The sequence below is a fragment of the Aliarcobacter butzleri genome (assembly GCF_900187115.1).
Taxonomy (GTDB): domain Bacteria; phylum Campylobacterota; class Campylobacteria; order Campylobacterales; family Arcobacteraceae; genus Aliarcobacter; species Aliarcobacter butzleri.
In genome coordinates this window covers 1,625,629-1,638,514 of sequence record NZ_LT906455.1, presented here as the reverse complement: position 1 = coordinate 1,638,514, position 12,886 = coordinate 1,625,629, and the positions used below count along the sequence as shown (strand labels likewise).

The following is a 12,886-nucleotide window of genomic DNA, read 5'->3' as shown; positions in this document are numbered from 1 at the left end:
ATAATTTTTTAAGATTATATAATAAAATTTTCAAGAGAGTATAAAATGAATAAAATATTACTAAATGATAAAGAGATGATACCATCAAAAGTTGTATGTATTGGACGAAACTATGTTGATCATATAAAAGAATTAAACAATGAAATACCAGAAAATATGGTTTTTTTCATAAAACCAAATTCATCAATTTCACAAAAACTAATCTTTCCACAAAATCAAATTTCTTGCCATTATGAAGCTGAAATCTCTTTTTTAATCAAAGAAGATAAAATAGTTGCAGTTGGTTTTGGTCTTGATTTAACTTTAAGAGAAATTCAAAGTAAATTAAAAGAAAAAGGTCTTCCTTGGGAAAGAGCAAAGGCTTTTGATAATTCAGCAGTTTTTTCTAAATTTGTAGCGTTTAAACAAGATATTTCTAAACTTGAAATAGAACTTTTTATAAATGATGAATTAAAACAAAAAGGTGATTATTCATTGATGATAAATAAACCAGACGAAATTATAAAAGAAGCTAAAACATTTTTGAGTTTTGAAGATGGAGATATTTTGATGAGTGGAACGCCAAAAGGAGTAGGTGAGTTTAAAAAAGGTGATATTTTTGTAGGTAAAATTTCATATGATAAAAAAGTGATTATTGAAGAAAAATTTGAAGTTTTATAAAAGGATTTTAGATGAAATACAATGAATTAACGCAAAATGAAAAGTATGTAATAGAACAAAAAGGAACAGAATATCCTTTTAGTGGAATTTATAATGATTTTTATGAAAAAGGAACTTATATTTGTAAAAAATGTAATGCTCCTTTGTACAAAAGTGATGATAAATTTAAATCAGGTTGTGGTTGGCCAAGTTTTGATGATGAAATAGAAGGTGCAATCAAAAAAGTTGTAGATAGAGATGGAAGAAGAATAGAAATTTTATGTGCAAAATGTGGTGCTCATTTGGGACATGTTTTTGAAGGTGAAGGTTTTACACAAAAAAATACAAGACATTGTGTAAACTCAATATCTTTAAATTTTATAAAGGAATAAAATTGAATTTAGAAAATATTAAAAAAGCATATTTCGCCGCTGGTTGTTTTTGGGGAGTAGAGTATTATTTTCAAAAAGTAGCGGGTGTAAAAAGTGTAATTTCAGGATATATGGGTGGATTTATAGAAAATCCAACTTATGAAATAGTTTGCAGTGGGTTTAGTGGTCATTTAGAAACTATTGAAGTTGAATTTGATGAGACAATTGTAAGTTTTGAAAAATTAGCAAAACTATTTTTTGAAATACATGACTTTACACAAACAAACGGGCAAGGTCCAGATATAGGAAGTCAATATTTATCAGCTATATTTTATAGTGACATTGAACAAAAAACTATAAGTGAGAATTTGATAAAAGAGCTTGAAAATAAGGGTTTTAAAGTTGCTACAACTTTATATGAAAAAGGTATTTTTTATAAAGCAGAAGAGTATCATCAAAATTACTATGAAAGACATCAAAAGATGCCTTATTGTCATAGTTATAGAAAAATATTTTAGTTTTGAGTTCCTAAAATATAGTAAATTGGTTTATTAGGCAATCTTTCTAAATTTACATTATATTTACTTGCCCAATGTGAAACTGTGTCATGAAATTCTTCTAAAATTTCTTTAGATTCACTCTCTTCGCACTTTACTTTCAAATAATTTGTAGTATTTGACAATGCAACATAAGCATTCATTTTTTTAAGATGATCATTTAAAGACAAAATGTGTTTTGCGAATTTGTCAAAGCCTTGTGTAACTTCTATCATTTTTTGAGCTTGTTTTAAAGAAGCTTCATTTTGTGAATAACCTAGTTGTGACAATATAACTTCAGCAGATACTTCTAATTGCATTTCAATCCTTTATTATATATTTAATATATACTATCAAAAAGTTTTTTAATTACAATTAAAACTAAAATGTAATTCTTCTTATGTATAATATAAGAAAAGAAACAAAAAAAGGGAACGTGATGTCATTTGATAAGTATTATGATAAAGATAGAATAAATAATGCAACTATGAATTTAGATAGTTTTATAGATAAATTAAAAGATGAAAATGGAAGTTTTATTAGCGAGTTGCATTCAAAATTTTTATACAGAACACAAGAAGAAGTTTTACGACCATATCAAGTAGAGTTGATAAAACTTCAAAATCATCTTGAAAAAAAGAATGAAAAAATGATTATTCTAATGGAAGGAAGAGATGCTTCAGGAAAAGGTGGAGCAATAAGAAGAATAACTAGATATATGAATGAAAAACATTACCGTGTGGTTGCCCTTGGAAAGCCATCAGATGTTCAAAAAACTCAATGGTACTATCAAAGATATGTTGAACAATTTCCAAAAGGTGGAGAGATAGTAATATTTGATAGAAGTTGGTATAACCGTGCAATGGTTGAACCAGTTTTTGGATTTTGTACACAAAAAGAGTATGAAGTGTTTATGAAAAGTGTTCCTGGATTTGAAGAAGATTTGATAGACCACGGAATACATTTTTTGAAAATTTATTTATCAGTTACAAAAGATGAACAAGCAAAAAGATTTGCAGAACGTGAAGAAAATCCCCTAAAACAATGGAAACTAAGTGAAATTGATTTACAAATGCAAAGTCGTTGGGATGAATTTACTCAAAAAAAATACGATATGTTAAAATATACAAATACAGAAAAATCTCCTTGGATAATTATAAGAAGCGATAGTAAATTTTTAGCAAGATTAAATTCAATAAAAGTTATTTTGAATTCTGTTGATTATGAAGGTAAAGATGAAAGACTTGATTTTAGTGTAGATAAAGATATTGTTACTACTGCTGAAAAAGAGTTAGAAATTATGGATATGAAAAGAAAAGAGAGTGAATCATAAGGAGTTTAGATGTCTGTATTACTTCAAATGGCAATGTTTCCTACGGATAAAAGTGAAAGTAAAAGTAAAGAAGTTTCTGAAGTTATAAAAATAATCAAAGATAGTGGCATGAATTATCAACTCACTTCAATGGCAACTATTATTGAAACTTCTACTATGAAAGAAGCTTTAGCTTTGGTAGAAAAATGTTATTTAAGATTAGAAGAATTAGGGTGTAGCAGAGTTTATGCAACACTAAATTTTGATATTAGAATAGGGCATGAAAATAGGCTAAAAACAAAAATAGAATCTGTTGAAAAACATATTGGAGAAGTTTCAAAATAGTCTAAAATAGACTTTTTTGAACTCCTATTTCATTTTCTCCTAAAGCTTTTAATTTAAAAGTGTGTCTATGAATATCACTTCTTCCAAACTCTTTTATAGCTTCAATATGTGCTTTTGTTCCATAACCTTTGTGTTTGTGAAAATCATATTTTGGATAAAGTGGTGAAATTTCATCCATAAATCTATCTCGGCTAACTTTTGCTAAAATTGAAGCTGCACTAACTTGCGCATATTTTGCATCTGCTTTTATCTCTTTTTGTAAAATTTGTATTCCAAAATTTGTATTTCCATCCATCAAAAATGAGTTTGAAAACTCTTTTAAATTTTCTATAATTTCTAAAATAGAGCTTTTTAAACAAAAACTTATACCTTTTTCATCTATTAATTTTGCATCACTAAAAACAATATGGTATTTTGATTTTTCTTTTATTTCATCAAATAGTTTTTCTCTTTTTTTTTCACTTAAAACTTTAGAATCATTCAATCCTACAATATCTTCTAAAAGAATAACTCCAGCAACAACTAATGGACCAGCAAGTGGACCACGACCTGCTTCATCAATACCGCATAAATTTTTCATAAAAGCCTTTAAATATTTTTTAAAAAGTATTATAATAAAAAATATATTTTTACTAAGACTTGACAAAGAATGACTAAAGTTATATAATTTCTTAGCAGTTAAATACAAGGAGTGCTAAATGAATAACAATATTTTTGAAAAGATGACAAACCAACTAGCTGAAACAATAGATTCTAGCGTTGCTTTAGCTTTGCATAATAAAAATCAAGAAGTAGAAGTGATACATTTACTTTGGGCTTTATTGACAAACACAAATTCAGTATTAAATCAGTTATTAAATAAAATGAATGTTAATAAAGCAGCAATTGAACTTGAAGCAAAATCAAACGCTAGCAAACTTCCAAGTGTGAGTAGTGTTACAAAAGAGAATATAAAATTATCAAGAAATTTACTTTCAAGCTTACAAAAAGCAGAAGGTCAAATGACAAGTAATGGAGATAAATTTATAGCTATTGATACTTGGCTTGTTTCAAACTTTGATAATCAAACAGTAAAAGATGTTTTAGGAAAATATATGGATTTAAAAGAAGCAAAAAAAGAGCTTGAAGCGATGCGTGCAGGTAAAACTATTGATAGCAATAGTGGTGATGACAACTTAGAAGCTTTAAGTAAATATGGAATAGATTTAAATAAAAAAGCAATTGATGGTGAACTTGACCCAGTTATTGGAAGAGATGAACAAATCACTAGGATGATGCAAATACTAATAAGAAAAACAAAAAATAATCCAATATTATTAGGAGAACCAGGAACTGGTAAAACAGCTATTGCAGAAGGTTTAGCACAAAGAATAGTAAATAAAGATGTTCCTACTTCACTTTTAAATAAAAGAGTTATAAGTCTTGATATGAGTGCTTTAATTGCAGGTGCAAAATATCGAGGAGAGTTTGAAGATAGGCTAAAATCTGTTATTGATGAGGTTAAAAAAGCTGGAAATATAATTTTATTTATTGATGAAATTCATACAATCATTGGTGCAGGTGCAAGTGAAGGAAGTATGGATGCAGCAAACATCTTAAAACCTAGCCTTGCTCGTGGTGAACTTCATACAATTGGTGCAACAACTTTAAAAGAGTATAGAAAATATTTTGAAAAAGATGCTGCAATGCAAAGAAGATTTCAACCAGTTAAAGTTGATGAACCAACAGTAAATGAAGCTTTACAAATTTTAAGAGGTATTAAAGAGCGACTTGAAACACATCATAATGTAACTATAAACGATAGTGCATTAGTTGCAGCAGCAAAACTATCAAATAGATATATAACTGATAGATTTTTACCTGATAAAGCAATAGATTTAATAGATGAAGCAGCAGCAGAACTTAAAATGCAAATTGAGAGTGAACCAACAGCTTTATCACATATAAAAAGAGAGATTCAAACTCTAAATGTTGAAAAAGAAGCTCTTAAAATGGAAAAAAATAAAAAGAATGAAGAGCGACTTATTCAAATAGAAAAAGAGTTAGCAAACAAAAATGAAGAGAAACAAAATTTAGAAGCTAGATTTGAAAATGAAAAACAAACTTTCAATTTAGCGAGTGAATTAAAAGCAAAAATTGAAGAGTTAAAAACAAAAGCAAATATTGCAAAACGTGAATCAAAATTTGAAGAAGCTGCAAAGATAGAGTATGGAGAAATCCCAGCACTTGAAGCAAAAATAAAAGAAAATGCTCAAAAATGGGAGCAAATGCAAAAAGAGGGAACACTTTTAAGAAATAGTGTTGATGAAGAATCAATAGCAAGTATAGTTTCAAGATGGACGGGAATTCCAGTTAATAAAATGATGGATAGTGAAAAACAAAAAGTTTTAAAAGTTGAAGAGGTTTTAAAACAAGATGTTATTGGTCAAGATGAAGCTATAAAAGCAATAAGTAGAGCAATAAAAAGAAATAAAGCAGGATTAAGTGAAACTTCACGACCAATAGGAAGTTTTTTATTCCTTGGACCAACAGGAGTTGGAAAAACAGAGAGTGCAAAAACTTTAGCTAAGTTCTTATTTGATGATCCAAAATCACTTATTAGATTCGATATGAGTGAATATATGGAAAAACACGCTGTTTCTAGGCTTGTTGGAGCAGCTCCTGGTTATGTTGGATATGAAGAAGGTGGTCAATTAACTGAAGCAGTAAGAAGAAAACCTTATAGTGTTATTTTATTTGATGAGGTAGAAAAAGCGCATCCAGATGTATTTAATATACTTTTACAAGTGTTAGACGATGGAAGATTAACTGATAATAAAGGTGTTACAGTTGATTTTAAAAATACAATTATTATTTTAACTTCAAATATAGGAAGTGCAAGAATAATTGAAATCAGTGATAAAGAAGAGAGACGAAAAGCTGTTTTAGATGAGTTAAAATCTCATTTTAGACCAGAATTTTTAAATAGACTTGATGATATTGTTATTTTTGAACAATTAAATTTAAGTGCAATTACAAATATTGTAAATATTTTATTTAATAATATTAAGAAAAAAGTAGAAGAAAAAGATATAAAAATTTCTTTAACACAAAATGCAAAAGAGTATATTGCAAAAATTGGATTTGACCCAGTTTATGGAGCAAGACCATTAAAACGAGCTATTTATGAGATTGTTGAAGATAAACTTGCTGATTTAATTTTGGAAGATAAAATAGGAGAAGGAAGTAGCGTAGAATTTGATGTTCAAAATGATGAAGTAATTACAAAGATTTCTTAAATATATAAAGAGATTTTAAGTAAATCTTAAATATAATCCTCAACTTATTTAGTGAATATAGAGGAAAGACTAAGATGAAAAGAACATATCAACCACATAATACTCCTAGAAAAAGAACTCACGGGTTCAGAGTAAGAATGGCTACTAAAAATGGTAGAAGAGTAATCAATGCAAGAAGAGCTAAAGGTAGAAAAAGATTAGCTGTTTAAGTAAAGATCATAGGATAAATAATCCTAAAGAGTTTAATAAACTATATAAAAGCGGCAAAAGTTGGCATACTACCAGCTTTGTCGCTTTTTTTAGTTCTAATACTATACTTAAAGCTGCATTTGTTACTTCAAAAAAAGTTGGAAATGCAGTAAATAGAAATAAAGCTAGACGAAGAATGAGGGCTTTATTCGCTTCTTATGAAAATCAACTATTAGTTGGTAACTATATATTTGTTGCAAAAATTGCTATTCATGATAGAAATTTTTTGGAGCTAAAAAAAGATTTTGATTTTGCTTTAAAGAGATTAGAAGTCCTAAAATGAAGTGGCTTTTTAAATATTTAATAAGATTTTATCAAAAATATTTAACAATTTTATCTTTTGGTTCGTGTAGATATTATCCAACTTGTTCTCAATATGCATTATGGCAATTAGATAATAATACTTTTTTTAAGGCGATTTATTTTACAATATTGCGCATATTAAAGTGTAATCAACTTTTTGATGGTGGATTTGATTATCCTATAATCAAATTAAAAAAAAATCAAAATATCAACTATAATAAAATCAAAATAGTATATTGGTATGTGCCATTAAAAAATGGAAAGTATTTAGTAGTAAAAAATCGGGAGTGGAAAAAGAATAATGAATAACTTAAATCAGAACAATGGTATGCAAAAACGAATGATAATTATGACAATAGTCGTTTTTGTATTTTTTATAGCTTATGAGTTTTTAGTTTTAAAGCCTCAACAAGAAGCAAAAATGGCTCAAGCTAAAATTGAACAAGAGCAAAAACAAAATTCAGCACCTGAAGTTAGTACATCTCAAGTAGTAGCTGAAAATTCTGTAAATACACCAAATGTTGATGCTATATCTTCAAAAAATGTATCAAATTCTCAAATCGTTTCTGTTATTAAAACGGCAAAAAATATTATCGAGATAGATAATTTAGGGAGAGTTGCTCAAGTAACTTTAACAGAAGAAAAATATAAAGATGAAAATGGTGCTCAAATAAAATTATTTGAAGCAAATCAGTTAAAACCTTTAGAAGTGAGATTTGCTGATATTAATATAAATGAAGAGGCTTTTAAAGTAAATGTAGTTCCAAGTTCTTCAAATATTGATGCAACACAAAATAAACAAGAGTTAGTTTTAACTCAAACTTTAACAAATACGGTTTTAACAAAAAAGTTTACAATTTATCCTGATGGACATTATGACTTAACTGTAAGTTCAACAAATGATAAACCATTTTTTGTTTCAAATGGATTTAGACCAAATGTATTAGTAGATATGTATGCAGTTCATGGATTTATTACTAAATTAAATGATAATAGTTTAACAACAATTGAAGATGGTAGTTCAAAGAAAAATGAAACTTTTGTAGGTTCAAAATTTGTATCTAATTTTGATAGATATTATGCAACAGTTATTTATAATTTTGAAAAATCATTACAAGTTACAGTAATGCCTGATAGTTCTAACAATCCACAATCATTTATTCATTCTTCTGGAGATATTTCATTCTCAGGATACATGGGACCAAAAAATCATAGAGTTTTAGAAAGCTTAAATCCTGAACTAATTGATGTTATAGATTATGGTTGGTTTACATTTATAGCTAAACCAATGTTTGTTCTTTTACAGTTTTTACAAAGTTATATTGGAAACTGGGGTTGGACAATTGTTGCTCTTACAATTTTAGTAAAAGTAGTTTTATATCCTTTATCGTATAAAGGTATGGTATCTATGCAAAAGCTAAAAGATTTAGCTCCAAAAATGAAAGAGATACAATTAAAATATAAAGATGATAAACAAAAACAATCTATGCATATGATGGAACTTTATAAAAAACATGGTGCAAATCCAATGGGTGGATGTTTACCATTAATTTTACAAATTCCAATTTTCTTTGCAATATATAGAGTTTTAATCAATGCTATTGAGTTAAAAGGTGCTGAGTGGATTTTCTGGATTCATGATTTAGCTGCGATGGATCCATTCTTTGTTTTACCAATTTTAATGGGTGCTACAATGTATATTCAACAAAGAATTACACCTACAACAGTTCAAGATGAGTTACAAAAGAAAATATTCCAACTTTTACCAATTGTTTTCACATTCTTCTTCTTATGGTTCCCAGCAGGTTTAACACTTTATTGGTTTGTAAATAACTTATTTACAATAGGGCAACAATATGTTATAAATAAAACATTTGAAAGAAAAAGAGCTGAGCATAAGTAAGGGAACAAAAAGGGAAACTCATGAAAAAATTTGAAGCAGATAGTTTAGAAAAAGTTTACGAACTAGCACGTGCAGAATTTAGCTGCTCTGTTACTGAATTAGAAATAGAGATTATTCAACAACCAACTAAAGGCTTTTTAGGTTTTGGGAAAAAGAGTGCAATTATTTGTGCTTATTGTAAAAATAGCTCTAAATCAGATATTCAAGAGTCTAAAAATTATAAAAATAAAGATGTTAAAATAGAAGAATTTTCTCAAAGAATTGAAAATGCAGCTAAAATTGAAGAAGAAAATTGTTCAAAAATTGATGAAAAAAAAGATAATTTATCTAAAGTTCCAAAAGTAGAAGGAAAAGAAAAAATATTTGATAACTTTTACAATGAAGAAGATTCAAATGTTGAGATTTCAAAACTTGTAATTAAAAAATCAAAAGATGAAATTTTAAATGAAGTAAAAGATGGAATACATCTTTTATTTGGTTCTACTTGTTACAAAATTGGACAAGTGAATGTATCTTTTTATGATAATGAAACTTTGTATATAGAGTTTTTAGGGGAAGATTCTGCTTTACTAATAGGTAAAGAAGGATATAGATATAAAGCACTATCATATATTTTATTTAACTGGATAAATGAAAAATATGGTTTAATGTTAAGACTTGAAGTTGCAGAATTTTTAAAAAATCAAGAAGAAGCAATACATGCTTATTTGGAACCAATAATTGAACAAATAAGAGAAAAAGGCAACTTTAAAACTAAACCACTTGATGGAATTTTAGTTCATATTGCTTTAAAAAGATTAAGAGAAGAATTCCCTGATAAATATGTTGCAGTAAAAACAAATATCAGAGGTGAGAAATATGTACTTGTAAATGAGTACAGAGCAAGAGAAATTTAATCTTGTTTGAAAATGATACTATTGTTGCTATTGCAACAGCAAATGGAATTGGCTCAATTTCAATAGTTAGAGTTTCAGGAGCAAAAGCTCTTGAAATAGCTACAAAAATCTCAAAAAAAAATAACTTCAAAGCAAGACTTGCAACTTTATCAACAATTTATGATTCAAAAAATGAGATTATTGATGAAGCTTTAGTAATATATTTTAAATCACCATTTTCTTTTACAGGTGAAGATGTAGTTGAGTTTCAATGTCATGGTGGAGTCGCAATTTCAAATATGATAGTTGATGAAGTTTTAAATGCTGGTGCAAGACTAGCAAATCCTGGAGAATTTTCAAAACGAGCTTTTTTTAATAATAAAATAGATTTAACAAAAGCAGAAGCTATATCAAAAATTATTGAAGCAAGAAGTGCTGATGCTGTTAAATTACTAGCACGTCAATTAAAAGGTGAATTAACAAATTTTGTAGATGAAATAAGAGAAGATTTACTTTTTATGTTAGCTTATACTGAAGTTTCTATTGATTACGCAGAAGAGGATTTACCAACTGATATTTATGAGCAAATAGAAAATAAAATGCAAAAAATATCTCTAAAATTATCAAATACTTTGGAAGCTAGTCGGAGACGAGAAGGAATGATAGAAGGTTTTAAAGTCGCAATTATTGGAAAACCAAATGTTGGTAAGTCTTCACTTTTAAATAAACTTTTAAATTTTGATAGAGCAATTATAAGTGATATTGCAGGAACAACTAGAGATACTATTGAAGAGAGTGTTCGTATAGGAACACATATTATAAAAATAGTTGATACAGCAGGTATCCGAGATGCTAGTGATGTAATAGAAAAAATTGGAATAGAAAAATCAATTCAAGCTATAAATGAAGCTGATATCGTAATAGCTTTATTTGATAATAGTAAAATTTGCGATGATGAAGATAAAAAAATATTAGATTTGATAAAAGAGAATTCAGATAAAAAAGTAATAGTAGTTTTAAATAAGTCAGATTTACAAAATCAATTTGATAAAAATGTACTTGATTCTTTTATAGAACTTTCAACAAAAGAAGATATAAATCCACTTATTAAAGAACTTGAGCTAATCTTAGATTCTAATACTTTTGGTGATGATATAACTTTGGTTTCAAAAAGACAAGTTTTAGCTGTAGAAAATACTTTATATAACATAGGTTTAGCAAAAGAACCACTTAAAAGTGGTGAATTAGAGTTTTTTGCACACTTTATAACACAAGCTTTAGAAGATATATCATCAATTACAAGACCTTATGACAATGACGAAATGTTAGATGTTATGTTTGGTGAATTTTGTTTAGGTAAATAAAATGAAAAAAATTATAGTTTTAAGTTTTTTATTATTTGGTTTTTCAAATGTTTTAGCTGATCAATGGGATGGTTTTTTTAAAGAGACAGGTTTTCCAAGAAAAGTAATAGATGATGGAAGTGTTGTAAAAGGTAAAATTTATCAAGCAAAAGTAACTTATCAGATAAAAAATAATGATGGTATAAAAGGTAACTTTGAAAATAGTGATAGTGCAAAAGTAACAGTTACAAATACAAAGGGTGCCGTTTTATCAACAAATAAATTTATGACAGCAACAGAACTTAGAACTTGGGCAAGAGCAAACTTTACAGAGATTTTTTCATATATTATTGGTGATGCAAAATTGGATAAAAAAACTCTGATGGAACTTACAAATCTAGCTTCAGTAGTACTTTTAGATAAAAACTTAGATTAAACTATGTTTTTATCTTTATAAAGGCTTTTCATAACTTATTAGTTTTGCGTTATTTTTTGAAATATCAATCCAACTATTACAATCAAATTCTATTTCCATAATCGCACCTTCTTCAAATTTTTCTTTAAATCCTACAAGAGTAACACCTAAAGCTGTTAAAGATGGATTATGTCCAACTAATAACATAGAATCAACCGTATCATAAGTGTAAGTGATAGTTTCAAGTAATTCATTTAAAAATGCCATATATAAGACTTCATTTAACATAACAGTTTTATTGTAATTTAACTCTTGTGCAAAAATCTCAGCAGTTTGTCTTGTTCTTATTGCTGGACTTGCAACTATTAAATCTATATTTGGATTCTTTTTAGCAAAATTTTGAGCCATAATTTTTGCTTTTTCTTTTCCATCTTCACTTAATTCTATGTCATAATCGTAATTGTTTGATTTTTCATCATCTTTTGTTGTGTGTCGTACAAGATAAAGTTTTTTCATAATAACTCTCAAAAAATAATTTTGTAATGGCTGGATTTTAGCTATTTTTGTATAAATAAAGTATAAAATGCGACTATAAAGCCTTAAAGGAGATATATGAAAGTTTTAAAAAGCTTTATAAAGATTACTATTTATATTTTAATATCTATTTTTTCTTTTATAATAATTTATTTATCAAGTGAATATTTTTTATCAAGATCGAGTGTTGCTGAAGTTTCTTCATTGGATAAAAAATATGAAATCTTTATAAAATCAAATGGTGTTCATACCGATATAGTTTTACCTATAAAAAGTGATATTATAAATTGGTCTGAACTTTTTCCTTTTGAAAATACTTTGAGTAAATCAACAGATTTTTCTTATGTTGGAATAGGTTGGGGAGATAAAGGTTTTTATTTAGATACTCCAACTTGGAGTGAACTAAAAGTTTCAACAGCACTTATTGCAGGAACTGGACTTGGAAATGCAGCTTTGCATATAACTTATTATAAAGATATTTTAGAAGATGACTTAACTTATTCTATGAAAATAGATGAAAATCAATATAAATCTATTATTTTATCAGTAAAAAAGAGTTTACAATGGTTAAATGAAAAACCAATTTATATAAATACGACTGCTCAATATGGACAAAATGATGCTTTTTATGAAGCAATTGGGAGTTATAGTATATTTCACACTTGTAATACTTGGACAAATAATGTTTTAAAAAATGCAAATTTGCTTTCAAGTAAATGGGTTGCTTTTGATGATGGGATATTATATCAATACAAAAATAGATAAAATTTTCATTAATAAATA

At 27.3% G+C, this 12,886-nt stretch carries 17 protein-coding genes; 14 read left to right on the top strand and 3 right to left on the bottom strand.

Translation table 11 applies throughout. The features are described 5' to 3' along the window. Positions 1-45 precede the first annotated feature (45 nt). Genes CKV87_RS08170 through msrA form a run of 3 tightly spaced genes read left to right on the top strand, consistent with a single transcriptional unit; the run spans position 46 to position 1,528 of the window. Positions 46-660 carry a fumarylacetoacetate hydrolase family protein gene (locus tag CKV87_RS08170; protein ID WP_012147613.1) on the top strand — a complete coding sequence of 205 codons (615 nt, stop codon included), beginning with the start codon at positions 46-48 and terminating at the stop codon, positions 658-660. An 11-nt stretch (positions 661-671) separates the two neighbouring features. Next, the gene (locus CKV87_RS08165; protein ID WP_012147612.1) at positions 672-1,031 is read left to right on the top strand and encodes a methionine-R-sulfoxide reductase; all 360 of its coding nucleotides are present in this window, start codon (positions 672-674) and stop codon (positions 1,029-1,031) included. A 2-nt stretch (positions 1,032-1,033) separates the two neighbouring features. After that, a complete protein-coding gene (gene msrA / locus CKV87_RS08160) occupies positions 1,034-1,528 on the top strand; it encodes a peptide-methionine (S)-S-oxide reductase MsrA (protein WP_012147611.1) in 495 nt (164 codons plus the stop codon). Here msrA and CKV87_RS08155 read toward each other — a convergent pair. Continuing rightward, positions 1,525-1,866, bottom strand: a complete 342-nt coding sequence (locus CKV87_RS08155) for a hypothetical protein (RefSeq protein ID WP_012147610.1) — start codon at positions 1,864-1,866, stop codon at positions 1,525-1,527. The genes msrA and CKV87_RS08155 overlap by 4 nt on opposite strands. Before the next feature lie 119 nt (positions 1,867-1,985). On the opposite strand from CKV87_RS08155, the gene ppk2 reads away from it, so the two are divergent. Together ppk2 and CKV87_RS08145 are read left to right on the top strand one after the other, a co-directional pair. Then, positions 1,986-2,879: a polyphosphate kinase 2 gene (gene ppk2, locus CKV87_RS08150; RefSeq protein WP_012147609.1), complete on the top strand. Its 894-nt coding sequence runs from the start codon at positions 1,986-1,988 to the stop codon at positions 2,877-2,879. Between the two features lie 9 nt (positions 2,880-2,888). Continuing rightward, positions 2,889-3,203, top strand: a complete 315-nt coding sequence (locus tag CKV87_RS08145) for an MTH1187 family thiamine-binding protein (protein WP_012147608.1) — start codon at positions 2,889-2,891, stop codon at positions 3,201-3,203. 1 nt (position 3,204) lies between these two features. On the opposite strand, the gene CKV87_RS08140 is transcribed toward CKV87_RS08145, so the two are convergent. Further along, complete coding sequence (locus tag CKV87_RS08140; RefSeq protein ID WP_012147607.1) at positions 3,205-3,783, bottom strand: ribonuclease HII; 579 nt, start codon at positions 3,781-3,783, stop codon at positions 3,205-3,207. 118 nt (positions 3,784-3,901) lie between these two features. Between CKV87_RS08140 and CKV87_RS08135 the strand changes: the two genes are divergently transcribed. The 8 genes from CKV87_RS08135 to CKV87_RS08100 all read left to right on the top strand — a co-directional run bounded on the left by CKV87_RS08135 (position 3,902) and on the right by CKV87_RS08100 (position 11,590). Further along, the gene (locus tag CKV87_RS08135) at positions 3,902-6,481 is read left to right on the top strand and encodes an ATP-dependent Clp protease ATP-binding subunit (RefSeq protein ID WP_012147606.1); all 2,580 of its coding nucleotides are present in this window, start codon (positions 3,902-3,904) and stop codon (positions 6,479-6,481) included. Positions 6,482-6,555: 74 nt separating this feature from the next. Continuing rightward, positions 6,556-6,690: a 50S ribosomal protein L34 gene (gene rpmH / locus CKV87_RS08130; RefSeq protein WP_004509857.1), complete on the top strand. Its 135-nt coding sequence runs from the start codon at positions 6,556-6,558 to the stop codon at positions 6,688-6,690. After that, on the top strand, positions 6,678-7,013 hold the full coding sequence (gene rnpA / locus CKV87_RS08125; protein WP_041644972.1) for a ribonuclease P protein component: 336 nt from the start codon (positions 6,678-6,680) through the stop codon (positions 7,011-7,013). The genes rpmH and rnpA overlap by 13 nt, the downstream gene beginning before the upstream one ends. Beyond that, entirely contained in the window at positions 7,010-7,342 is a 333-nt protein-coding gene (yidD, locus tag CKV87_RS08120; protein WP_004509855.1) for a membrane protein insertion efficiency factor YidD, read from the top strand. Before rnpA ends, yidD begins: the two co-directional genes overlap by 4 nt. Further along, the gene (gene yidC / locus CKV87_RS08115) at positions 7,335-8,936 is read left to right on the top strand and encodes a membrane protein insertase YidC (RefSeq protein ID WP_012147605.1); all 1,602 of its coding nucleotides are present in this window, start codon (positions 7,335-7,337) and stop codon (positions 8,934-8,936) included. Before yidD ends, yidC begins: the two co-directional genes overlap by 8 nt. Positions 8,937-8,956: 20 nt before the next feature. After that, positions 8,957-9,832 (top strand): Jag N-terminal domain-containing protein, encoded by an 876-nt coding sequence (locus tag CKV87_RS08110; protein ID WP_012147604.1) that lies wholly within the window; start codon positions 8,957-8,959, stop codon positions 9,830-9,832. A gap of 2 nt (positions 9,833-9,834) precedes the next feature. Beyond that, positions 9,835-11,175: a tRNA uridine-5-carboxymethylaminomethyl(34) synthesis GTPase MnmE gene (gene mnmE, locus CKV87_RS08105; protein ID WP_012147603.1), complete on the top strand. Its 1,341-nt coding sequence runs from the start codon at positions 9,835-9,837 to the stop codon at positions 11,173-11,175. A 1-nt stretch (position 11,176) separates the two neighbouring features. Then, positions 11,177-11,590: a hypothetical protein gene (locus CKV87_RS08100; protein ID WP_012147602.1), complete on the top strand. Its 414-nt coding sequence runs from the start codon at positions 11,177-11,179 to the stop codon at positions 11,588-11,590. Positions 11,591-11,605: 15 nt separating this feature from the next. On the opposite strand, the gene CKV87_RS08095 is transcribed toward CKV87_RS08100, so the two are convergent. Continuing rightward, a complete protein-coding gene (locus tag CKV87_RS08095) occupies positions 11,606-12,085 on the bottom strand; it encodes a SixA phosphatase family protein (protein ID WP_004509849.1) in 480 nt (159 codons plus the stop codon). A 96-nt stretch (positions 12,086-12,181) separates the two neighbouring features. Here CKV87_RS08095 and CKV87_RS08090 point away from each other — a divergent pair, with 96 nt between their 5' ends. Beyond that, a complete protein-coding gene (locus CKV87_RS08090) occupies positions 12,182-12,868 on the top strand; it encodes a TIGR02117 family protein (protein ID WP_012147601.1) in 687 nt (228 codons plus the stop codon). The last annotated feature ends 18 nt before the right edge of the window (positions 12,869-12,886 follow it).